The organism is Chitinophaga arvensicola (genome assembly GCF_900110835.1).
GTDB classification, from domain to species: Bacteria; Bacteroidota; Bacteroidia; order Chitinophagales; family Chitinophagaceae; genus Chitinophaga; species Chitinophaga arvensicola.
The window spans coordinates 4015350-4039034 of sequence record NZ_FOJG01000001.1; the positions used below are offsets into that span (position 1 = coordinate 4015350).

17 protein-coding genes are annotated in these 23685 nt (G+C 47.0%); 14 read left to right on the forward strand and 3 right to left on the reverse strand.

Going from position 1 to position 23685, the window contains the following annotated elements:
• The first annotated feature begins 16 nt into the window (after nt 1-16).
• Nucleotides 17-1585 carry a RagB/SusD family nutrient uptake outer membrane protein gene (locus BMW79_RS16505; RefSeq protein ID WP_089896575.1) on the forward strand — a complete coding sequence of 523 codons (1569 nt, stop codon included), beginning with the start codon at nt 17-19 and terminating at the stop codon, nt 1583-1585.
• Between the two features lie 60 nt (nt 1586-1645).
• On the opposite strand, the gene BMW79_RS16510 is transcribed toward BMW79_RS16505, so the two are convergent.
• Nucleotides 1646-2491: a hypothetical protein gene (locus BMW79_RS16510; RefSeq protein ID WP_089896576.1), complete on the reverse strand. Its 846-nt coding sequence runs from the start codon at nt 2489-2491 to the stop codon at nt 1646-1648.
• A gap of 168 nt (nt 2492-2659) precedes the next feature.
• On the opposite strand from BMW79_RS16510, the gene BMW79_RS16515 reads away from it, so the two are divergent.
• The 8 genes from BMW79_RS16515 to BMW79_RS16550 all read left to right on the forward strand — a co-directional run bounded on the left by BMW79_RS16515 (nt 2660) and on the right by BMW79_RS16550 (nt 14329).
• Nucleotides 2660-3694: a DUF4421 family protein gene (locus BMW79_RS16515; protein WP_089896577.1), complete on the forward strand. Its 1035-nt coding sequence runs from the start codon at nt 2660-2662 to the stop codon at nt 3692-3694.
• Between the two features lie 163 nt (nt 3695-3857).
• Nucleotides 3858-4469, forward strand: coding sequence for an RNA polymerase sigma factor (locus BMW79_RS16520; RefSeq protein WP_089896578.1), 612 nt, complete (start codon nt 3858-3860; stop codon nt 4467-4469).
• Between the two features lie 128 nt (nt 4470-4597).
• Nucleotides 4598-5680, forward strand: a complete 1083-nt coding sequence (locus BMW79_RS16525; protein WP_089896579.1) for a FecR family protein — start codon at nt 4598-4600, stop codon at nt 5678-5680.
• A gap of 334 nt (nt 5681-6014) precedes the next feature.
• Entirely contained in the window at nt 6015-9599 is a 3585-nt protein-coding gene (locus tag BMW79_RS16530; RefSeq protein WP_177192203.1) for a SusC/RagA family TonB-linked outer membrane protein, read from the forward strand.
• Nucleotides 9600-9635: 36 nt separating this feature from the next.
• Nucleotides 9636-11237, forward strand: a complete 1602-nt coding sequence (locus BMW79_RS16535; RefSeq protein WP_089896581.1) for a SusD/RagB family nutrient-binding outer membrane lipoprotein — start codon at nt 9636-9638, stop codon at nt 11235-11237.
• A gap of 153 nt (nt 11238-11390) precedes the next feature.
• Entirely contained in the window at nt 11391-12572 is a 1182-nt protein-coding gene (locus tag BMW79_RS16540; protein WP_089896582.1) for a DUF1016 N-terminal domain-containing protein, read from the forward strand.
• A gap of 142 nt (nt 12573-12714) precedes the next feature.
• Nucleotides 12715-13317, forward strand: a complete 603-nt coding sequence (locus BMW79_RS16545) for a DUF6088 family protein (RefSeq protein ID WP_089896583.1) — start codon at nt 12715-12717, stop codon at nt 13315-13317.
• The gene (locus BMW79_RS16550) at nt 13307-14329 is read left to right on the forward strand and encodes a nucleotidyl transferase AbiEii/AbiGii toxin family protein (RefSeq protein WP_089896584.1); all 1023 of its coding nucleotides are present in this window, start codon (nt 13307-13309) and stop codon (nt 14327-14329) included. The genes BMW79_RS16545 and BMW79_RS16550 overlap by 11 nt, the downstream gene beginning before the upstream one ends.
• On the opposite strand, the gene BMW79_RS16555 is transcribed toward BMW79_RS16550, so the two are convergent.
• Both BMW79_RS16555 and BMW79_RS16560 read right to left on the reverse strand, forming a co-directional pair.
• On the reverse strand, nt 14322-14882 hold the full coding sequence (locus BMW79_RS16555; RefSeq protein ID WP_089896585.1) for a hypothetical protein: 561 nt from the start codon (nt 14880-14882) through the stop codon (nt 14322-14324). The genes BMW79_RS16550 and BMW79_RS16555 overlap by 8 nt on opposite strands.
• Nucleotides 14883-14886: 4 nt before the next feature.
• Entirely contained in the window at nt 14887-15540 is a 654-nt protein-coding gene (locus tag BMW79_RS16560) for an Imm19 family immunity protein (protein ID WP_089896586.1), read from the reverse strand.
• Nucleotides 15541-15712: 172 nt separating this feature from the next.
• On the opposite strand from BMW79_RS16560, the gene BMW79_RS16565 reads away from it, so the two are divergent.
• From BMW79_RS16565 to BMW79_RS16585, 5 genes are read left to right on the forward strand one after another with little or no spacing between them, the layout of a single operon-like run.
• Nucleotides 15713-16888, forward strand: a complete 1176-nt coding sequence (locus BMW79_RS16565; protein WP_089896587.1) for an efflux RND transporter periplasmic adaptor subunit — start codon at nt 15713-15715, stop codon at nt 16886-16888.
• 11 nt (nt 16889-16899) lie between these two features.
• Nucleotides 16900-20073, forward strand: coding sequence for an efflux RND transporter permease subunit (locus tag BMW79_RS16570; RefSeq protein ID WP_089896588.1), 3174 nt, complete (start codon nt 16900-16902; stop codon nt 20071-20073).
• A gap of 26 nt (nt 20074-20099) precedes the next feature.
• Nucleotides 20100-21518 carry an efflux transporter outer membrane subunit gene (locus tag BMW79_RS16575; protein WP_089896589.1) on the forward strand — a complete coding sequence of 473 codons (1419 nt, stop codon included), beginning with the start codon at nt 20100-20102 and terminating at the stop codon, nt 21516-21518.
• A 59-nt stretch (nt 21519-21577) separates the two neighbouring features.
• Complete coding sequence (locus BMW79_RS16580) at nt 21578-22684, forward strand: sensor histidine kinase (RefSeq protein WP_089896590.1); 1107 nt, start codon at nt 21578-21580, stop codon at nt 22682-22684.
• Nucleotides 22685-22696: 12 nt separating this feature from the next.
• Nucleotides 22697-23455: a LytR/AlgR family response regulator transcription factor gene (locus tag BMW79_RS16585; RefSeq protein ID WP_089896591.1), complete on the forward strand. Its 759-nt coding sequence runs from the start codon at nt 22697-22699 to the stop codon at nt 23453-23455.
• The last annotated feature ends 230 nt before the right edge of the window (nt 23456-23685 follow it).

Here is a 23685-nt window from a genome sequence, read left to right on the forward strand (position 1 = left end):
TAAATATCAGCGCAACATGAAAAAGAGTGTCATATATCTTGGATTGGCCACCTGTTTGATGGGCAGCTTTTCCTGCAAAAAAGGTTTTTTAGATAAAGTGCCCAGCGATGCTATTTCTCCTTCCGTTTTCTGGAAAACAGAAGAAGATGCAAAGGCCGGTAATATCGGTTGTTATTCTGCACTCTGGGATGTAAGCACAGAAGTGCTGCCTTACCTGGATGTGCTTACACCCAATGCGTTCAGCAACTATCCGTGGGAGGGCTGGAAAAATATTTCGCTCAGTGCGCAAACACCTTCTGATATGGGGACCATGGGAGGCGTGTACAAGGGCGCCTATGGCGGTATTTCCGCTACCAATAATTTCCTCGCCAATATCGATAAGGTTGCGATGGATAACACCCGGAAGGAAGTGATGAAGGGAGAAGCAAAGTTTCTCCGGGCATATTACTACTCTATACTTGCCAACTACTGGGGTGGGGTAGTGATGATCCTGGAACAACCTAACCTGAACCAGACCACGTCTAAGAAAAGTACACAGGCAGAAGTGTATGCACAGATAGAGAAAGATTTAACAGAAGCCGCTGCTGTGCTGCCTGCCGAAGCTGCTGAGAAAGGCCGCGTTACCACCGGCGCTGCCTGGGGGCTGCTTACCCGGGTATACCTGTACCAGGGGAAATGGCAGGCTGCCGCCGATGCTGCTAAGAAAGTGATGGGCATGAACTATGCTCTTTTCCCCAGTTACCGAGGACTTTTTCTGGAAGCCAACGAAAATAACAGCGAAGTGATTTTTGATATCCAGTTCCTGCAGCCACGTTATCCTACCAGCTGGGATATTTACCTGGGTATCTATAACCCGCTCAACTCAGCAGGCTGGAGTTCTATTGAACCTACACAAGACCTGGTGAATGAGTATGAAATGAAAGACGGCTCCGCCTACGATCCCAATGATGCCGTGCTGCACCCGAAAAATCCCAACAATGAAAACCGCGATCCGCGTCTGGATCAGACCATCTTCCGCAGAGGCGTATTGTATAACAGTGTGCCCTACCCGGTAGATGCCGACGGATGGCCGGGTGTTTACACCGGCTATAGCTTTAAAAAGTATACTGCGTATGATAATAATACCAGTCTTGCTAACGCCGTGGGTGGTACCGGTCTTTCGCAGATCAATGGCATCATTATCCGTTATGCAGATATCCTGCTGATGTATGCAGAAGCAATGAACGAAGTGGCCGGCCCAACAGGCGACGTATACGACGCTATCAATAAGGTACGTGCCAGGCCGGGAGTGGTGATGCCGCCATTACCGCAGGGATTATCCAAAGACCAGATGCGGGAGCGGATCCGGCATGAGCGCCGCGTGGAATTCGCCGGCGAAGGACTTTATTATTCTGATATCAGGAGATGGAAAATTGCAGAGACGGTGCTGAACAGATCAATTGTATTAAATGGCAGCCAGATGAAAGGAGCGGTGGAGAAAAGAATATTCAGAAAGGAAAAGGATTACCTGATGCCTTTCCCACAGGGAGATATCGATAATGATCCCAACCTGAAAGGGCAGCAGAACCCTGGATACGGACAATAGTGTTTAATGATGATGAAATAGCAAAGAAAAAAAGGCCTGCATTTTTGCAGGCCTTCTTTTTTATTTTGTGTAAAGCGGACAACGTTTTACCAGGTATTCCATGGTATTCTTATAGGCATCGCCGGTGTTCCAGAACGCTTTTCTGTTCTGGTTGTAGATAACCTCGCTTTTGTCGTTGTAGATCTTCATATCCATCGTGGTTTCATAGTTCTGCACGCTGGTGGAAGAGGAACTGGCATAGCCGCTGTTCTTTTTATCATCGGAATTATCCTTCTTTGTTTTGTCGCTGTAAGTGGTATTGCCATAGCTGGTTTGCGTGGTGCGGTTCTGCGTGATCATGCCATCGATAATAAATTCAACACCCAGCGTCTGACAGATTTCAGCCATGGTATAATTGAGCATATTGGCCCGGGAGATGCCGGCCTTGGTGAGCGCAACATTTGTTGCCCGTGGGCTCACGATCGTATATACGCCGGCGTGCTTACTGAGCAGGGCATATAATTCATTCTGTACTTCTTCGCTCATTTCAGGAGATGCTGCCTGTCCGTCTTTTAAAAAAGAGAAGGGGAGTACTGCTACTTTATTCCGGCGTTCTTCTGCGCTTACCTGAACGGGAGCTGTAGTAGTGGCAGCCGGAGCCGCTGCTACCGGTGCATTGATCGTTTCCACCCTGCCACTGGCAAAAGTTATTTTCCGGATCTCTGATTTCTTGAGATTATATACCAGCTTTTCACCGGTATACGTAAACCGGACCGTGCTATCACTGATTTCAAGTACATCGCCGGTGAGTTCATCGCCGTTCAGCTTCAGAATAACATCATGTTTTTTGGCTGCCTGGCTAAAGGAAGTAAAATAAGCGGATACAGCCAGCAATAGGAGTATAACAGATTTAAAAGCGTAACGCATAGTGACAGTTGTAAGTTTATTCTAAAATACGCATTTTTGGAAAAAATGGCCAGTCCCGATGGAATATATATTTTATTGTTATGCACCTACGGTGATCGCTGCACGAAAAAATCTCCCTGGTAAAATGATCCGGTTTATAGTATTTTAGGCGTTCATTTATAGGTAATTATGTCTGTAGCCGCCCTGTTCATCGGTTTATTTGTTGCGCCACCGCTGTTTTCTCCTGATTCGGTTCCGGTGAGAAGCAATGCGCAATGGGTAGAGAAGATGGATAAACAGGCTACGGTTCGCTTTACGGAAAGCTCCGACGTAGAAAAGCTTTCCGTGCTCACCGGTACCAACAACATTTATCTCAGTCCCAATGTGGCCAGCGTTAGTCAGCTCAGTTTCTCCTACCGCTTTGTGACAGCCAACATCAATTTTGCGCCCCACTTTATCGGGGGGAATAATGATGATGATATCAAAGGGAAAACGACCAGCCATGGTATAGGCTTCAACCTGAACTTTGACCACTGGCAGCAGGAGTTGAGTTATACCCGTGTGAGAGGCTTTTACCTGGAGAATACGAAAGACTATATGCCTTCCTGGACCGAAGGGATGCCTTACCTGCAATTTCCGCAGCTGGTGTATACCAACTACCGGGGTGTTACCGCCTATAGCTTTAACCGGAAGTTTTCGGTGAATGCGGTGGTGTCTCAAACAGAAAGGCAACTGAAAAGCGCAGGTAGCTTTATTCCGTTGCTGTCGTACCGGTATTATATAACAGACGACCGGTCTCCTGTTATCTCTTCCACGCAGAAGTCCGGCAATTTAGAAATACTGCTGGGAGCCGGGTATCAATATACGTTGGTGTATAAGCAGATATATCTTTCCCTGGGTGTAACGCCTTCCTATGGTTATATTTTTACAACCCTGACTACCCGGAGCAATACCGGAAATAATACGGTTGCCCATAACAATACACCAGCGGTTCGTCTGGATGCCCGTCTCGGGCTTGGATACAATGGCCGTCGTTTTTATGCAGGGGCTTATACGGCTGGATTTGGTACGGCGAGCCAGCAGAAAAATACCACCGTCATTAATGAAAATAGCCGCGCTATCATAAAAGCATTTGTGGGGTATCGTTTTAAAGCACCGGCATTTCTCACGAAGAAATTCGACCAGGTAGACTCCCTGTCTTCAAAATTCCTGCCTCATAAATGAGGGGCCTTTACCAAAGGCACTGATATTTTTCTGTACTTCACACATGCTATTTGAATGATTTTTGATCAATTCATAATTTTTTTTTACATTACTTCTGTATTTCCAACGTTTTTAGCCAACCAATGAAAAAACCAAAATCAGTTTTGTTGTAAAAGATCCACGCATGCCTGCAATGATAGACGTAAGGTTTGATGAAGCTGCTTTATGGAAGCGATTTAAATCCGGTGATCCAACCGCTTTTACACTGATTTACCGCGAGTATACGGTACACCTGTTTCAATATGGTTTCCGGTTTTGTACAGACCAGGAGAAATTGAAGGACATGATCCAGGATCTCTTTATTGAGATGTGGAACAGCCGTAATACGATTGCCGACGATGTGGCTATCCGTTTTTACCTGTGTCGCAGCCTGAAGTATAAACTGATCCGCGCCAACTACCAGTACCGGTCTGCCTCCGGTAAACAGGATAAATACCTGCATGATGTGCAACAGCCCGAAACGAATGTGGAAGACCGCATTATAGACTCGGAAATCAGCGACTCCCGCAGCGTTTTGCTCGACAACGCCATCAAAAAACTCTCCCGGCGCCAGCAGGAAATTATTACGCTCCGCTTTTATATGGGCTTTACCAATGCCCAGATCGCTGAAATGATGCACATGAAGTACCAGTCGGTCAGCAACTTATTGTACAGTGCCCTGGGCCGTATCAAGGAAACGCTGGAAACCACCCCCTTCTCCCGTCGTTTGCTGGAAACATTCTATCTTTTTTTCTGACCCATTCCCTTTATGGCAGCGCATTTCCGCGCAAGGTTAAAAAAACTTTAATTTTTTTGAGTATAAAATGAAAGCTTTTGTCACTTGTGATAAGAGGGCAGTTGTTTGCCTCCTAAATAAATTGTTGCATGAAGCATTTTGGAGAGGATACCTGGGATTTTATCAGGGACGACCGCTTTATTCAATGGGTGTTGTTTCCCGATGCTGAAAATAATACCTGGTGGGAACAATGGATGGCAGCGCATCCGGAGCAGATCCCTGTGCTGGAAAAAGCCCGGGGCATGGTCCTCATGTTGCATGAAAGCACACCACCCGCTCCGGTAAATGATCAACTGTTGGAGGAAGTATATGCTGCCCTGGACCAGGAAGTAGCAAAGCAACAGGAAACGGAATTGCCGGTTGCAGCCAGTGTAAAACGGTTATCGCCCTACCGGTGGTGGTGGGCAGCGGCTGCCATATTGGGAGGTATCGTCCTGGTATCCATCTACCTGAAAAAAGAAAACAAAACACCGATAGCCGGTCAGTTGAAAAGTCATACAGAAGACCAGCAGCTGATCCGTGTAAACAACACCGGCGAAAACCAGGTAGCCTGGCTCACAGATGGCTCCTCGGTAGTGCTGAAAGCAGGAGCATCAATCAAACATGATGCTTTTTTACAACATTCGCAGCGGGAAGTATACCTCAAGGGAGATGCCTTTTTTGATATTGCCAAAGATGCCGCCAGACCTTTTGTCGTGTATACGCCTAAAGTGGGCATCCGCGTACTGGGTACCAGTTTTAGCGTATCGGAGGTAAATGGTACATTGACGGTTACCGTGAAAACAGGAAAGATAGCGGTCTATAACCTGGCCGATAAAAAACAACAGTCCTATATCGTTACACCCAATCATCAGATCCATTTTAATGCACTCACGGCCGTTTTTGTACCGGATTCGCTGGATCGCCGTCACATGGAAGAGTTGCAGCCAGTTGTTACGCCGCCGGCTTTTGCCTACGACAATACACCGGTGATCAGCATTTTCAAGGCGCTTGAATCAGCTTACAGCATTAAGATCAATGCGAGTGAAGACGTGTTTGCAAAATGCATGATCACCACCAACATCACCAATGAAACGTTTGAAAATAAACTGAAAATAATCTGCGCGGCTATCAACGCCAGCTATACCATCAGCAAGGGGCAGGTATATATTACCGGGAAGCCCTGTAGTTAAAAGTATTATTCACTTGTAATTCCGCTAAAATGCTCCCTATGTTTACTTGATGTCATCAACCAAAAAAGTGGCGATGCGCTAACACCGCCACCTGTAATTTTTTCCTGTAAGGTCTGGACAACTGATACAGGAAATGATTTGTCGTACTAATCGCTTTATTAATCACAACAAAACACTTGAAGTTATGCACAAATTTGCAAACTCCAACAGGACTGTCATATTTTTTATGAGGGTTGCACTACTACAAATAGGTCTTTTGTTTTGCCTGATCACCTGTACCTTTGCTAAAAATGCGCACGGACAGGAAGTATTAAGCAAAAAGGTGTCATTAAACATGCCGCCCAGCGACCTGCGTATTATCCTCAGAACTATTACAGAAAAAACAGCTGTTAATTTTACCTACAATAACAGCACCCTTCCCGCAAAACAACGCGTGGCCGTATCTGCCCGCGAAGAACAACTCGGCGATGTACTGGAACGTTTACTCAATCCTTTTCATATCACTTTCGAAGTGATCAATGAACAGATTGTATTAAAGAAAGATAAAAGCAATGAGGCCACTATGAATATAGAAGGTCTCAATACGCTGTTCCAGAAAATAGGCGGAGTGGTGAGATCCAATACCGGAGAGGTATTGCCAGGTGTGAATGTAATGATAGCAGGTACCAATAAAGGTACCGTTACTAACGTAGACGGACACTTTGAACTGGATGCCAAAGCAGGAGATGTGCTGATCTTTTCCTCTATCGGTTTTGCACAGCAACGTGTTACCGTAGGCGCCAATTCGGCGCTGAATATCGTGATGGCTTCCTCTGCCACCTCACTGGATGCAGTAGCGATTACCGCACTGGGTATCAAAAGAAATGTACGTACCCTGGGCTATTCGCAGGAAGAAGTGAAAGGGGGAGAGGTGGCCCGGTCCAATGCACCCAATATTGTGAATGCACTGGCCGGTAAAATGGCAGGCGTAAATGTAACCAGTCCCAATGGTGTAGACGGTGGTACCACCCGCATCGTGATTGGCGGCAATAATACCATCCAGGGCGATAACCAGCCCCTCATCATCGTAGATGGTATGCCGATGGCCAACGACCTGGCACAGCCCTACAACGTACGTACGGCTCCTACCGGTAGCGCCATGTATGCAGGGAACAATGCGGATGCTTCCAATACCAGTTCCCCAAAAGATTTTGGTAGTCCCATCAACATGATCAACCCGGAAGATATTGAAACCATCAGTGTGCTGAAAGGCCCCACTGCTGCCGCTTTGTATGGTGGTAAAGGTGCCAACGGTGTTATCCTGATCACTACCAAGAAAGGTGCGAAGCGCAGTGGCTTAGGCGTAGATTATACCTATGGATTTAAAACAATTGATCCATACCGCTTTCTCGAATTACAGAACGAATACGGCGCAGGGGGCATGGTATCATTGGATGCACCGCAATACCTGGAAGACGGCAACGGCAATCCGAAGCTCACAGAAAACTGGAACGGGATGTACGTGGATCCTAAAACAGGTTCCGGTCCTTATGGCGTAAATACCTACAACCAGGTAGGATGGCCCGGATCCGGCGTTTCCTGGGGGCCTAAAATGGATGGTAAAATGATTACCTGGTGGGATGGTACCCAACAGGCAGACGTACCACAACCGGATAATATTAAACTGCTGTTCCGCAATGGTACACAGTCATCACACAACGTATCGCTGGCAGGTGGCAACGAATGGGGTTCTATCCGTGCTTCCTTCTCCCGCCTCGATAATACCGCAGTGCTGCCTAACAGCGGCTACTACCGCAATACTTTCAACCTGGGCGCCAACATGAAACTCACCCAAAGAGTAAATGTGCAGCTCACTACTTCCTATATCGTAAACCAGTATCATAACCCGCCACAACTGGGTAATGATGATGGCAACTCCTGGATGAAACGCCTGGTATACAACGCCGGCAGAAACTATCGCGGAGAAGATATCGGCATCTATAAAAACGAAGATGGTTCCCAGAACACACTGACCAATTTTCCCTGGGTAGGAAACGGTGGTGCTACTGTCTGGAATATCTACGAAAACAACACGAATCAGAACAGAAGGAAATTGCTGGCAGGCGTGCAGTTGAACTACGAAGCAACGGACTTCCTGGATTTCATTTTCCGTGGCGGACTGGATAACAACACCAACGAAATGATCACCAAAAATACGCCTACCGATGCCATTGGTATCAAAGGGTATTATGGTCATGGTACGGAACGCGACAATGCTTCCAACATGGATTTCATCGGAACATTGCATAAAGATAAAATACTGGGCGGCGATATCAACGCCAAGCTCTCTGTTGGTGGAACCATCTACCAGCGCGAGATGTATGGCATGTTTAACTACAATGACAACTGGGCCATGCCGGATGTATACTCTCTGAACAGCGGTACTTACCTCGGTAACCCGCATCCGGTAACAGAGAGCCAGTTACGTAAACGCATGAACTCCGTTTACAGCTTCATCAACCTGTCGTATAAGAATTACCTGTACCTGGATATTACAGGTCGCAACGACTGGTCTTCCGCATTACCTAAAGGTCAATGGTCTTACTTCTTTCCCTCATTTGCCGGTAGCTTTGTATTCTCCGATCTGCTGAAAACAGATCCGTCCATCCTGAGTTTTGGTAAGGTGAGAGTTGCCTGGGCACAGGCCGCAGTAGATCCTGCGCCTTTCCAGATCAACTATAACTATTCTACGGTCACTTTTGCCGGACAGGCCGCCACCATGCTGCCCAATACTTTGCCGGCGCTGAACTTCAAACCAGCGATCAACAGCACCACCGATTTCGGTGTGGTATTAGGTTTTCTTAACAACCGCCTGAATGCAGATTTCAGGTATTACAAAGGAAAATCAAGAAACCAGATCCTCAGTTCTCCGTTGCCCCTCAGCTCTGGTGTAAGCAGTATTGTGGTGAACACAGGTGTACTGGAAAACTCCGGTATAGAATTGATCCTGCGTGCGAAAATAATTGATCAGAAGAGCTTTGGATGGGATGTATCCCTCAACCTGGCGCACAGCAACAACAAGCTGTTGTCTTTATCTGACGGAACAGACCGCGTAGATATGGCCAGTGCCTGGAATGATGGTGGCGCACACGGTCCGGTGATTTCCGCGAGAGTGGGCGACCAGTTCGGTACCATCTACGGATATGATTATGTATATGACAAAACCACGCATCTGCCATTGATGGTGCAGAACCCTTATGGCAAGCCGGAAATGAACGGAACCATGTACCAGGCCACCGATGGTTTGGTCCCCCTGGGCAACGCTACCCCTAAACTGACAGGTGGTATTACCAATACGTTCTCCTTTAAAGGCGGTATTTCCGTGAGCACACTGGTAGATGCCAAAATTGGCGGCGACATCTGGTCCGGTACCTATGCTACCATCATGCAACAGGGACAGGCAAGAGAAACGCTGAAAGAAAGAGATGGCGGCGGATTGCCGTATACTACTCCTGATGGTACCAAAACCAACTGGGGCGTAGTATTACCCGGCGTATTCCCCGATGGTAAGGTGAATGATAATGTAGTGCATTACTATTATAAATACATGCCTTATGGTGTGTGGAGCAGTACCGATCTCGGATCTGGTGTGAAAGGAAGCGACTGGATTAACCGTAATTCCGTGATGAAGAATACCTGGGTGAAAATGAGAGAAATATCTATCAACTACCAGGTACCGCAAAGCTTTATCAAGAGAACCAAAGTATTCCAGGCAGCGTCCTTATCGCTCGTAGGCAGAGACCTCTTTTACCTCTATACTTCCCTGCCGGACCATATCAATCCGGAAGGTGTGAATGGTGCGGGTAATGCGCAGGGCCTGGAGTTTATGTCGATGCCAAGCTTCCGCTCATTAGGTTTCCAGGTTAGGGTTTCTTTCTAAAAGAACAGATCTACTCACCGATTAAAATGTGCAAACATGAACAAAGCAAATAAAATATTTCTCTATATAGCCGGTGTGGCCATGACGTTCGGGGCCTGTACCAAAGATTTCCAGGATATCAATACAACGCCGGGATTACCTACCAGCACCACTATACCACCAATGGTAAATGGCGTAATCAGTACCCTGTTCCTGAAAGGACAGGAGCAGGCGGCTATCCATAATGAGTATTATTACCCGGTAACCCAGTTGGCCGGTATCAGCGGTAACTCCGGTTACCTGGTGCAGAATGGCGCACTGGATATCTGGACCGATTATTATGCCACGCTGCAGAACCTCAACCAGATCCAGGATAAGATCGATGCTTACACCGGTGATAAAGCAGAAATGGATAACATACAAGGCATCACCTACATTTTAAGGGCATATAAAACACTCCGTATTACCGATCAGTTCGGGGATATGCCCTATTCAAAAGCAGGGCATGCCTATGCCAATAACGCGGCTGATTTCCGACCCGTGTATGATTCACAGGAAAGCATCTACAAGAGTATCCTGCCACAGTTAAAATGGGCATCTGAGCATTTAACCACTGCGGCTAATACACCGGGAGGAAAGCCATATGTTTCCCTCGGTTCTTCAGAGACGCTCTTTAATAATAACATCGCCATGTGGCAGAAATTTGCCAACTCCCTGTTGTTGCGTTATGCCATGCAGATAGTGGAAAAAGATCCTGCTACAGCTACACCTTTTATCCAGTATGTATTAGGTGGTGTTCCTGTAATAGGAGAAGGCGAAGATGCCGGTATGTGGCCGGCGAAGCTGAACAATTATATCCTGAACGACAGCCGTTTCTGGTCTTTCACTTCCCACAAGTTTGTGCGCATGAGCACTACCTGCTGGAATATGATGGCGGATGGTACCGATGCGTCGAAGATCTTTGATCCACGCGTTGTACTGTTCTTTGAAACCAACCAGGCCGGTAAATGGGCGCCATTGCAGCCGGGAAGCACGGTGAGCGACAACACCAATCCCTACCAGGATAAAAGAGACGCAGATTTTGCCAATAAAGACAATTGTGTATTCTCTCCCTTCAATTACCTGATAGTGAGAGATCTCTATTATCAACCGGAATTGTTTTTTACCGCTGCGGAAGTACACTTCCTGAAAGCAGAGGCTTATGCCCGTGGAATTGGCGTGGGTAAAAACATGGCTACTGCCGAAACGGAATACACAGCGGGTATCACCTCCGCAGTTAACTTCTGGTATTTTATTGCACACAATACCAATGTAACAAACGACAACTGGTCTGCCGTAGCACCGCCAAGTCCTACCAATACACAGATGGCGGCCTTCCTCGCTAATCCGAAAGTAGCTTTTACCGGTACTGACGATCAGAAACTGGATAAGATCTATGCGCAGGAATGGTTATCATTTTTCCGTCAGCCATGGCTTGCCTATAACTTATGGAGAAGAACCGGCCGCACCCCGCGTGATGGCAATCCGGCTACCTACGTGAACTTTAACCGGTTACAGTATCCACAGCAGGAATCAATTAACAACACAACAAACTATAACGCACAGGCCGATCGCATGGGTGGTAATTCCACTACTGTGAAGGTTTGGTGGATGAAATAGGATAGTGAAGGATGATAAATGGCAAAACCGGAGAGGCGTGTCCTTTCCGGTTTTTTATTGGGATGGATACAAGATAAAATAACCATTATTGCCCGTTACAAGTGTCCGGAAATAAATTATTTTAGTGACCATTCACCCATTAATATCCCGTAAATGCAACAGGAAGAAATCATCGGCAGGCTGGTAGAAGGCGTATCCGGCTTTATTCAAAGGGAGCGGCCACAACTGATTCGTCAGGAGAATGTAAACGTATTATTATTCTATTGGCAAATAGGAACTAACCTGCTGCAGCTGCAAATGGATGGCAAACCACTTATACCGCTTCATGATACATATGGTCCTTTATTTCAGCAGGAACAGCTGGAGAACATGATGCGATTAGCGACTATCGTATCGGATAGAAGAGAGGTGTCTCAATTGGCGGCGATGGTGGGTTGGTCGCATATCGTGCCTTTGTTGTCTTTGGAAGATCGTGAAGCACGTTTTTTCTATGCCTGGCTGGCAGCGCTTCATAATCATACCGTAACAGAGATGGAAGCAAAGATGGCCACGGGACTATTTGAAAAAGTGACCCTGGCAAAAGGTGCGGAGTTGAAAAAACTGGTAGGCCTTTCAGCAGAAAAATTCAGCGTTACCACCTATCAGCAATTGAAATCAACAGGCCCGTTGCGTATGCGTATATTCATGTCCGGTATAACGGGCAACCTGTTCCGGAATGGCGCTTATCTTCATTTTCTTTCCACTACCGGAAGCGTAGATAAGGATATAGTGGTCTGGCAGATCGATAACTTCCGGAGCCAGCAGCATAGTGCAATGAATGCTTTTGTCAATGGCCTGTTCTGGCGCATTGGTAAGGAATACCGGGAAATATTTTCAGATGATGATCCGTCTATCCTTCAGGCGGTGGCGGATGAACTGGTGGCCAGGCATGGCAGCAACTTCACTGCTGAGCATCTGGGGCATAGTATTTCTTTTGCACGTCAGCTGACAGATACTAACCAGGCATCTCAACTGATGCACCTGGTTAGCTGGTGGCATATCATACCCTTACTTTCGCTGGATAGTTTTGCAGAGCAGCTTTTCTATGCACGTTTGGCTGCTGTAAAAGGGTTGACTGCCGCACAATTGCGCGAGAGTATTGCAGCAAATGAATTTGAATATCTCCCGGAGGATAATGAATATGGCTTGTCGAAAGCAGCAGACTTAACACCTGCTTCCGTGAGCCGGAAAGGGAATTCGACTATGGAGATCGTTTATGTTGGCCAGGATGGTATCAGGTATAATGCCAGTGTTAACCCGATTTTCAAGGATCCGCTGTTTTTGAGTTTGATATAGTAGGTTTTGTTGTTTATGCTGATATTTAATTAGATAGGCATTTTTTTATATTTAAATTGACACAAATACTGGTAATATTTGTGTCAGTTGTAGATGATTTGACACAAATATTAGCTAAATTTGTGTCAAACTCATAAAGTGAATGGCATCTACAAAAGTTGAAATAAAGGAGATAGTGGCTACAGGAGGAGCAGGGAGAATTTATTTCGCAGAGGATTTTATGGATATTGCCAACAATGAGCAGGTAAGACTTGCCCTCTCCCGGTTAACGAAAGAAGGCATACTTCTTCGCCTCTCACAGGGTATTTATGTATATCCTAAAAATGACCCGATTGTAGGCACTGTAAGACCAGGTATAGACGAAATTGCGCAGGCCGTTGCTACACGTCAGCAGATTAAAATTCTACCCACTGGTGCTGAGGCGTTGAATAAACTAGGCCTCTCTACACAGGTTCCCATGAGAGCCGTATACAGGACCGACGGCCCGTCGCAAAAAATAAAATTAGACAACTTTGTTATTGAATTTAAGAGAGTCAGTGCCCGTAAGATGTCTTATCAGGGCAAGCTTTCGAGTCTTGTTATTTCCGCAGTCGAAGAGTTAGGGAAAGAAAAAATTACCGATGCTATAAAAGGTAAGCTCAAACTAGTATTAAAACTTGAAAATCGTGTAGTACTAATGAACGATTTAAAACGGGTGCCTCACTGGATCGCAACCGTTATTTTACCATTAGTCAATGAAGAGTAAGATGTTTAAATGGCATGTATTGCCGGAAGTGCAAAAAATAGATTTGCTAAATGAAGCCTCTAACAGAACTGGATATCCAACACAGGTAATTGAAAAAGATTGGTGGGTAACCATGGCGCTGAAAGCTGTTTTTAGTACGCCTTGGGCCGATAATCTTGTTTTTAAGGGAGGAACTTCTCTTAGTAAAGCCTGGAATCTGATTGAAAGATTTTCGGAAGATATTGATCTGGCGATTGACAAAAGTGTGCTCGGATTCACGAATGAGTTGCTTACAGTCTCTCAGGTACGTAAATTAAGACGGGTAAGTGCGTCTTTCATGGAAAAAAAATTCCTGCCAGCCCTTAGATCAAGTATTGACAGTCATGAGATTGAACCTGATAGTTACACGTTGAAGATGGAGCCTGTGGCTACCAATGATGTGGATCCCAGAGTATTGATCATACACTATAAATCTGTTCTTGCACCTGATGACTACCTATTGAACCGCGTACTGATTGAAATCGGCGCCCGATCATTAAAAGAGCCTTATAGTCCACGCCCCATCAGTTCATTTATATCTCAACTTTTCCCGGATACAGAAATTGCAGATGTATCTTTTGAAGTAGATACTGTTCATCCCGAGCGTACATTCTTTGAAAAAGTCTGTTTACTTCATGAAGAGTTTTGCAAATCTCCGGAATTAAGGAGACATGAACGGCTTTCACGTCATCCCTATGATTTGTATAGAATTATGATGTCTGACCATGGGCCCGCTGCTTTAGCAAAACAAGACCTGTTTAATACTATTGTAAAGCATAGAAAACAGATGACGGCGATCCGGGGTATTTCTTATGACAGACATACTTTTGATCGCATTGATTTCAGGATACCAACAACTTCTGATGCCCTTTGGAAAGAAGATTATAGAAAAATGCAACAAATGATATACGGAGAGAGGCCTACCTGGGAGGAGCTTATGGCACGTATGAACGAGCTGTTAGCTCTTTTCAGAAAAGCGGCAACAGTTACTTAATCTTCCCATTCCTCTTATCAAACACCACCCGCTTATCCGGCCCGCCATAAAACAACACCAGCTCCAACGTACTATCCGTTTCACTCCCCCATAAAATATCCTTTGCATGCCGGATGCGTACAGCTTCATCGTGTAAATCCGCATCGCTGCATTGAAACACCTGTTGCTCCAGTAATCCCTTTTTTGCTATTACCTGCAATATCGGCGGTACCATTACACTATATCCTACAATCTGTGCGCGGTAGTTTTCATGAAGGTCTTTATTCAGCCATAGCCCCAGCGGGGTGGTAGAAAATACCAACGCATAAAATGGTACGGCCATAGGTAAAATACTGAGCACCACCGCCAATACCATGGCTCCCAGCAGCAGCTTTGCCAGGATCTTTTTCCAGTATAAAACAATGATGGCGAAGCTGCCCAGTAGCCAGCTCCAGAAAAGGAGGACGTCACTGTAATAGCCCCGGAGGCTGATCCGGTAGCAGTAGTATGCCACCATATCAGCCACCAGCAAAAGCGAAAGCACCGTGTATATTTTTAGAATCGTGTGTCGCATGGGTTTATAATGTAGCCAGCCTGATTAATTCGTTGATAGCAATAAGGCTTTCATTGCTGTGTTGCGCATTTCTTTCTGAATGATTCCGGATAGTGGTCAGTCCTATCTTTTCTTTGTATGCAAAGATATTTTGTTCTTCTTCATCGAAGATAACATGCCGGGTCAGGAATTGGGTAATTGCTACCAGCCGTTCTTTATCCGGTTGTAAACTGGTTTGCAGCAGGCGCTGGGAGATAGTATGCGCAATATTTGCTCTTTCTGATGCGTTGCCGATAGTTAAAGGCAGCAGCAGAAAAAACAGGGAGGCATTATTGCCTGCATTGGACACTATGGTGGTTAGTTCTTTCCAGCTCAACAAAGATAAATGGAAATGACCACCGGTATTTCCCAGGTAGGTATCATTGAAAAAATAGATGGTTTCTTCCGGATGAAATTCCGCATAGAATGTCACGTCTTTATTGAGGGACTGCTGATAGGTATAGCCATTCCAGGGTTCGGCTGTTGTTCCGGTCAGTTCTTCCCACCACGCGTCGGAGGGCATCTGGAAATGTTCGGGTATATAATCTGATAACATAATTTCCTGCTCATCGTTTGCCGCAAACGGAAATTGCGTCAGGAGAAACAGGCAGAAATCTTTATTCGATACGTCTAAATTCATATAGCGGTCCGTTTTCGGGCAGCTTGAAAATTAAGAATTATTTCGAGGAATCCCCAAAAACTTCAACATCCCCTTTTTCCGGTTTATCCTCTTTTTCTCCTGCTTCGTTTACTTTCTCCCCGCCTCATTTTTTTGATCAGGGCATATTTGCGGGATAAATAATGAGATGGCAATGAAAAGTAAAACAACCCGCAGCAATATAATACCCGGATTCCTGATAACAGGACTGTTCTCTGCTGCCTTGTACGGTTGCGGCGCCAGCGCCGGACATGGAACAGGCGCCCCGGCGACGCCGGAGCTGCCTGTAGTTCAACTGGATACCAGCAGCGCGATGACCAGCAGCGAATATTCCGCTGTGCTCGAAGGAAAAGTAAACGTAGATGTACGGCCACAGGTAGATGGTTATCTTGATAAAATATTTGTTGACGAAGGCAGCTTCGTAAAAGCAGGACAACCCCTTTTCCAGGTAAACGACCGGCCTTACCGGGAGCAACTGAATAAAGATATCGCCAACCTGCATGCCATGGAATCGTCTGTTAATACGGCGCAACTCGAAGTAGATAAAATAAAACCACTGGTCGATAATAAAGTGGTGGCCGATATGCAGCTGAAAACCGCCATGGCTTCCCTGCAAACGGCCAAAGCCAACGTGGAACAGGCCAGGGCAGCGGTAGCCGCCTCACAGATCAATGTAGGGTTTACGCTGGTAAAAGCGCCTGTGAGCGGATACATTGGCCGCATCCCCAAGCGGGTCGGCAACCTGGTAGGGAAAACGGATGCCACACCGCTTACCACCCTGTCTGATATCAGCGAAGTATATGCCTACTTCTCCATGAGTGAAAATGATTTCATGAATTTCAGTAAAGGCGCTTCGGGCAACACCCTGCAGGAGCAACTCCGCCTGCTGCGCCCGGTATCACTGATATTGTCCAATGGGGATCTGTTCCGGCAGAAAGGGCGTATTGAAATGGTAGATGGACAATTCAATAAAACCACGGCCGCTATCAGTCTGCGCGCCACTTTCCCTAATCCTGGTTCCATACTCCGTTCGGGTAATACCGGTAAAGTAAAGATAGAACAGCTGTTCTCCGGCATCATACAGGTACCGCAATCGGCTACACTGGAAATGCAGGACAAAGTATTTGTGTATGAACTGGGCGACAGCAACATTGTGAAACGCCGCATTATACAACTGGCCGGCGCCAACGGTGATCAGTTCATCGTAAAAGAAGGACTTAAACGTGGCGATAAAATCGTTACTGCCGGCATCGAAACACTGATGGAAGGTACACCGGTAATACCTGCCGGTACGCATCCCGCAGATACTGCATCCGCAAAAAGAAAATAAGACACTGAGCTATGCTGAATAAAATAATACAACGACCCGTACTCGCTACGGTGATATCGGTGATCCTCGTTATTCTGGGGATCGTAGGACTTACCCGTCTGCCGGTGACACAGTTCCCCGACATTGCTCCTCCCAGCGTAGTGGTAAGCGCTTCTTTCCCTGGCGGTAATGCTGCTACCGTATTGCGTTCTGTAGTAACGCCCCTGGAAGAAGCCATCAATGGTGTGGAGAACATGACGTATATCCAGTCCAGCGCCGGCAACGACGGTGTGGGCTCTGTCACCGTTTATTTTAAACTGGGTACAGACCCCGACCAGGCGGCCGTGAATGTACAGAACCGCGTATCACAGGTAACCAGCCAGCTGCCCACAGAAGTAGTACAGGCAGGGATTACCACCACCAAACAACAGAGTGGTATGATCATGATCCTGGATGTGTACAGCAATGATAAAAATAAATATGATGAAGCTTTCCTCCAGAACTTCACCAAGATCAATGTGATCCCGGAAATCAAACGTATTCCGGGTGTAGGCCAGGCGCAGATTTTTGGCGCCAAAGACTACGCCATGCGGGTATGGCTAAAACCCGCGCAGCTGTCGGCCTACAATGTAACGCCTGCAGAAGTAACGGCCGCTATCCGCGACCAGAGCCTCGAAGCCGCACCGGGAAAGTTCGGTGAAGGCACCAATGAACCATTGTCCTATGTGATCAACTACAAAGGAAAGTTTAATCAGCCCGAACAGTTTGAGAAAATAGTGATCCGTGTAGCGCCCGATGGCTCTGTGTTGTACCTGAAAGATGTAGCCCGCATTGAACTCGGTTCGGCAAACTATACCACCGATAACCGCGTGAATGGTAAAGACGCCGTTACCATGGCTATCTTCCAGACCAATGGTTCCAATGCCAACGAGATCCAGACATCCATCAAAAAGGTGATGGACAATGCCGCGAAAACATTCCCCAAAGGAATCGAATACGAGGTAACGATGAGTACCAAGGAACAACTGGATGTATCTATCGAACAGGTGAAATCAACCCTGGTGGAAGCGTTTATCCTGGTGTTTGTAATCGTGTTCCTGTTCCTGCAGGACTTCCGCTCTACACTCATTCCGGCCATCGCTGTTCCGGTATCGCTGGTAGGTACTTTCTTCTTCCTGCTGGTGATGGGCTTCTCCATCAACATGCTGACGCTGTTTGCCCTGGTGCTGGCCATCGGTATTGTGGTAGATGATGCCATCGTAGTAGTGGAAGCAGTGCATAGTAAAATGGAACGTACCCACCTGCCGGCGAAGGCTGCTACGATGTCGGCTATGAGTGAAATCACCGGCGCCATTGTATCCATTACGCTCGTGATGGCAGCTGTATTCCTGCCGGTGGGCTTTATGGAAGGACCTACGGGCGTGTTTTACCGGCAGTTTGCCTTTACACTGGCCATCGCTATCCTGATCTCTGCGCTGAATGCGTTGACGCTGAGTCCTGCGCTGTGCGCCCTCTTTCTGAAAAATACCCATGCGGGTGAAGATGGCCGCGAACATGCGAAGCAAGGTTTTGCAGGCAGGTTCTTTACGGCTTTCAATACCAGCTTCCAGACCATGACCAGCAAATACACACGTGGTGTGAAATGGCTGATTGCCCATAAATGGGTGAGCATGGGCGGACTGGCACTCATCACCGTTGCTACGGCATGGATGATGCAGACTACACCAAAAGGATTTATTCCGAATGAAGATGGCAGCTTTGTGGCCTTTTCATTGTCGCTCCCCGCTGGCGCCGGATTGGATCGCACGACCAACGTACTCCATAAGGCCGACAGTGTGCTGCAGCAGCTGCCCATGATTATATCCACCACCAGCATCTCCGGGTATAACATCCTGAGTAATGGCGCCAGCCCGGCTTATGCCATGGGCTTTATTAAACTGAAACCAATCAAGGAACGTGGAGACGTTCATAAGCTGGATGATATCGTAGGACTGCTCAACCAGAAGCTGGGCGCTATCAAAGAAGGTAGTTTCAGCGTGTTTACTTTCCCTACCGTACCGGGATTTGGTACGTTCAACGGGCTGGAACTGGTATTACAGGACCGCACCGGCGGATCGATTGAAAAATTCAGTGAAACCGCCAATAAGTTCATCGGCGAAATGATGCAGACACCGGAAATAGGCTTAGCCTTCACCATGTTCAAGGCAGATTTCCCGCAATATGAAATAGTAGTAGACCCGGTGAAAGCCAAACAACTTGGCGTGAGTGTGAGCGACCTGATGATGACCCTGCAAACTTACTACGGTAGCAGCCAGGCGAACGATTTTAACCGCTTTGGTAAATACTACCGCGTCATGGTGCAGGCCACCCCTGAATCCCGTAACAATCCCAACAGCCTGGAAGGCATTTTTGTGAAAAATGACCAGGGACAGATGGTACCGGCGAATAGTGTGATCACGTTGAAAAAAATGTATGGTCCGGAGATGATGAACCGTTATAACCTGTTCAATTCCATCAGCATCAATGCGATGCCGAAGCCAGGGTACAGTACCGGTGATGCGATCAAGGCAGTAGAGCGGCTGGCAGCCACCAAACTGCCTGCAGGATTCAGTTACGAGTGGACAGGCCTGAGCAAGGAGGAAACTACTTCCGGCAATCAGATGGTGATGATCTTTGCACTGGCGATTGTATTTGTGTACTTCCTGCTGGCGGCGCAATATGAAAGTTACCTGTTGCCACTGGCGGTACTGTTATCTATTCCTACCGGTATCCTGGGCGTGTTCCTGGCGATCCGGATGGCGGGTATCGACAACAATATTTATGTGCAGGTAGGACTGGTAATGCTGATAGGGCTGCTGGCCAAGAATGCGATCCTGATCGTGGAATTTGCCGTACAGCGGCGAAGAGCCGGCAAGCCTTTGCTGTCGGCCGCACTGGAAGCCGCGAAACTAAGGCTGCGTCCTATCATCATGACATCGCTGGCTTTTGTGGCCGGACTGATTCCGCTGATGACCGTAAAGGGACCGTCTGCGCTGGGTAACCATTCCATCAGTATCGGTACGGCCGGCGGTATGCTGTCCGGTGTGATCCTAGGGGTATTTATTATCCCGGTATTGTTCGTCATCTTCCAGTTCTTACAGGAAAAAGTATCCGGTAAAAAGGAAGTCGTGGTACAACAACCGGTGATGGAAACAGCCACCGTTTAATCTCATCTTCCAAAACAAAAAAACAAATGAACAAGCATATATCACTTTTCCTCACCGTAGCTATGTTTGGCAGCATAGTTACGGGCTGCAGGGTGGGCAAGGAATACAGCAGACCGGTCACCCCGTTGCCGGAACAATACCGGAGTGCCACCTTACCGGCAGATAGCAACAACATAGGTCTGTTGCCGGTAAAAACATTTTTCAGTGATCCCGTACTGCAAACACTGATCGATAGTGCGCTGGCACGCAACTTTGATCTGCAGGTAGCACTGAAGAATGTAGCCGCTGCCGCACAAACGGCCAGACAGGCCCGTGCCGGCGCTTTACCGGAACTGAACCTCCAGGTGCAGGCCACCCGTAACTGGCCGTCTAAACACAGCTTAAACGGCTCTTTATCGGAGCAGTTTATCGGTACCAAATATATGGACGACTATAACGCCAACCTCAGCCTGAGCTGGGACGTTATTGCCTGGGGGAAGATCAGCCGCCTGAAAGAAGCGGCGCTGGCCAGTTACCTGCAAACCACAGAAGCCTCCAAAGCGGTGCAAACCCGCCTGGTGAGCGATGTGGCGCAGGGATACTATAACCTGCTTATGCTGGACAAGCAAATGGAGATCGCGGAGAAAAACCTTGCGCTTACAGACAGCACCCTTCACATGATGCAGCTGCAATTTACCTCCGGACAGATCACCACGCTTGCTATTGAGCAAACAGAGGCGCAGCGGCAGGTAGCCGCAGCGTTGGTGCCAAAGATAGAACAGGAAATAGCGATACAGGAAAATGCCCTGCGGATTCTTACCGGCGACCTGCCCGGTAATATTACCCGGAGCAGTCGCCTGAACGATATCCGTTTTGATATGCCACTGGCGGCAGGTGTTCCGGCCGCTATTTTAACACAGCGCCCCGATGTACATGCGGCAGAACTGGCGGTAAAAGCAGCCAATGCAAAGGCAGGCGCTGCACAGGCGGCCATGTACCCGGCATTGAATATTACGGCCAGCGCAGGGGTGAATTCCTTTAAAGCAAGTAATTGGTTAAATATACCAGGCAGCCTTTTTGAAACAGTAGGCGGCAGTCTCACACAACCCATCTTCCAACGGCGGAAATTAAAAACAGACTGGGAAACGGCGAAAATAGACTGGGAGAAATCAGCATTTGAATTTAAGAAATCGGTACTCACTGCCGTGGGAGAAGTGTCTGACGCATTGGTGAAAATAGACAAGCTGCAATCGCAACAGGCTATTACCCAGGTGCGGGTAGAGAAACTGCAAAGCGCTACCCGGAATGCCGGCTTACTGTTTCAAAGTGGTATGGCTACCTACCTCGAAGTGATCACCGCTCAAAGCAATGTATTGCAGAGTGAACTGGATCTGGCAGCCCTGCAAAGGGACCAGCTGAGCGCGGTGGTAGATCTCTACAGATCACTGGGAGGAGGCTGGAAGTAAGAAGTACATCCGAATGATTTATATTTAGGCGCGGCTGTACTATTCATTAAATTTTTAAAATGCCCGATAACAACGTTACACAACAGAAATTATTCAACAGGTATTACCGGCTCTTTATTATTCCGATGATATTTCTGTTGTACCTGGTATTGTCTTATCTGGTAAATCCATATAGCAAGTACTGGAGCCTCCTCTTTACGCGGCCCTGGGAAGAATTGCTCACAGAATGGGCCGTGATGATGCTGATCTGCGGTGTGATCACCGAATTCAGCCTCATCTCCGCCCGCTGGATGGATAAAAGAATTCCCTGGGAGAAGTGGCCCTTAAAACGCTTCATCGCCCAGCTGTTCTGCCAGATTGTATCGGTATTCATCCTGCTCAGGATACTGACGTTTGTACTTACCATGATTTTCGGCCCCCCGCCTGATGTAAGCAATAACGGTCCCGAAAAGCTCGACGAATGGCAGTTCGTATTTGTTTGCGTGATGTTGTCTATTCTTATCAGCGCCGTACAAACCGGGAACTACCTTTTACAACGTTGGAAAACATCCATGATGGAAGCAGCCGAATTAAAACTCAACGCGGCAGAACTGAAACAGATCGCTATGCAGGCGGAGTTACAGTCGCTCAAACTACAACTGGACCCACACTTTATGTTCAATAATTTCAGTACCCTTTCGGCACTGATTGAAGAAGATAAAAACATGGCGTTGTCATTCCTCGAAAATTTATCGCGGGTGTACCGCTATATGATCATCAACCTGCATAACGACCTGATCACACTCCGGGAAGAACTGAAATTCATACAGGCGTACGCGTTCCTGATAAAGATCCGTAACGGAGAAAACGTAGATATACAAACCGATATTCCGGAAGCCTTCCAATCCAGGGGTATTCCGCCGATCACCCTGCAACTGCTGATTGAAAATGCCATCAAGCATAATGTGGCTTCCACTGCGCAGCCACTGCATATCCGCATTTACATCAACGAAGCAGGTACACTGACTGTCAGCAATAATATACAGCTCATCCCGACCAATATGCCCTCTACCAAACTCGGCCTGCAAAATATCCGGAACAGGTACCGGTTACTGTCGGATCAGTCCACCACCATTAAAGAAGAAAACGGACTGTTTATGGTGACGCTGCCTTTACTTGATTTTTAAAATATAACTGTCATGCGCGTTGTGATTATTGAAGATGAAAAACCAAATGCGACCCGGTTAAAAAACATCCTGCTGGACATTGCGCCCGATACGGTGATAGAAGCGATGCTGGATACCGTATCCGCCAGCGTAGCCTGGTTTAAACAACATCCCCATCCCGATGTAGCCCTGATGGATATCCGTCTGGCAGATGGCTTGTCGTTCGATATTTTCCAGCAGGTAGAATTATCCTGCCCCGTTATCTTTACCACCGCCTATGATGAATACGCCATCCGGGCATTCAAGGTAAATAGCCTGGATTATCTCCTGAAACCCATTGAAAAAGAGGATCTCCGGCAAGCCCTGGAACATATTCATAAACAAGCACAGCCTGCAGGTTCTACAGAGATGATCGCAGAACTGCTGGCCTTTATCAGGCAAAAGGAAACCACTTACCGCACGCGGTTTATGTTGCCCTTCCGCGATGGCTATAAAACTGTACTTGTTGATGATGTGGACTTTATATTTTACGCCTTTAATGTTACCCATCTTGTATTAAACGATAAAACCACGGTAGCGCTCACACAAACGATGGACGAACTGGAAGAACAACTCAATCCTGGCCAGTTTTTCCGTGCCAACCGTCAGCATATTGTCAATATCAGCAGCATTGATAATATCCAGCATTCCTTTAGTGGTAAGTTAAAAATCAGGCTGAAACGCGATCCCGGAAGAGAAGTACTGGTAAGCAAGGAAAAGGTACCGCTGTTCAAGCAGTGGCTGGATAAGTAACCAGGTAGCCGGTATTAATAACTATCATCAGGGTAGAAACGCAAAATCAGGTTCCTCAAAAACCCAAACAAATATTTCTTCGTAAATACGATACACCGAACCTGGTGCAACCCGCGTATTAAACCATATCTGATTTTAGTTTTTTAATACAATGTATAATCCTTGCCAACTGCTAACCAAAGAGTTAGTACTAGAACTGGTCGACTCCGGTAACAGGTATTTTGTACAGC

Coding starts and splice junctions, on each gene's coding strand:
- BMW79_RS16545 (WP_089896583.1), top strand. CDS start 12,715: ATGGCATCTACAAAAGTTGAAATAAAGGAGATAGTGGCTACAGGAGGA.
- BMW79_RS16510 (WP_089896576.1), bottom strand. CDS start 2,491: ATGCGTTACGCTTTTAAATCTGTTATACTCCTATTGCTGGCTGTATCC.
- BMW79_RS16560 (WP_089896586.1), bottom strand. CDS start 15,540: ATGAATTTAGACGTATCGAATAAAGATTTCTGCCTGTTTCTCCTGACG.
- BMW79_RS16555 (WP_089896585.1), bottom strand. CDS start 14,882: ATGCGACACACGATTCTAAAAATATACACGGTGCTTTCGCTTTTGCTG.
- BMW79_RS16570 (WP_089896588.1), top strand. CDS start 16,900: ATGCTGAATAAAATAATACAACGACCCGTACTCGCTACGGTGATATCG.
- BMW79_RS16585 (WP_089896591.1), top strand. CDS start 22,697: ATGCGCGTTGTGATTATTGAAGATGAAAAACCAAATGCGACCCGGTTA.
- BMW79_RS16525 (WP_089896579.1), top strand. CDS start 4,598: ATGAAGCATTTTGGAGAGGATACCTGGGATTTTATCAGGGACGACCGC.
- BMW79_RS16515 (WP_089896577.1), top strand. CDS start 2,660: ATGTCTGTAGCCGCCCTGTTCATCGGTTTATTTGTTGCGCCACCGCTG.
- BMW79_RS16530 (WP_177192203.1), top strand. CDS start 6,015: ATGCCGCCCAGCGACCTGCGTATTATCCTCAGAACTATTACAGAAAAA.
- BMW79_RS16520 (WP_089896578.1), top strand. CDS start 3,858: ATGCCTGCAATGATAGACGTAAGGTTTGATGAAGCTGCTTTATGGAAG.
- BMW79_RS16575 (WP_089896589.1), top strand. CDS start 20,100: ATGAACAAGCATATATCACTTTTCCTCACCGTAGCTATGTTTGGCAGC.
- BMW79_RS16540 (WP_089896582.1), top strand. CDS start 11,391: ATGCAACAGGAAGAAATCATCGGCAGGCTGGTAGAAGGCGTATCCGGC.
- BMW79_RS16580 (WP_089896590.1), top strand. CDS start 21,578: ATGCCCGATAACAACGTTACACAACAGAAATTATTCAACAGGTATTAC.
- BMW79_RS16535 (WP_089896581.1), top strand. CDS start 9,636: ATGAACAAAGCAAATAAAATATTTCTCTATATAGCCGGTGTGGCCATG.
- BMW79_RS16565 (WP_089896587.1), top strand. CDS start 15,713: ATGAAAAGTAAAACAACCCGCAGCAATATAATACCCGGATTCCTGATA.
- BMW79_RS16505 (WP_089896575.1), top strand. CDS start 17: ATGAAAAAGAGTGTCATATATCTTGGATTGGCCACCTGTTTGATGGGC.
- BMW79_RS16550 (WP_089896584.1), top strand. CDS start 13,307: ATGAAGAGTAAGATGTTTAAATGGCATGTATTGCCGGAAGTGCAAAAA.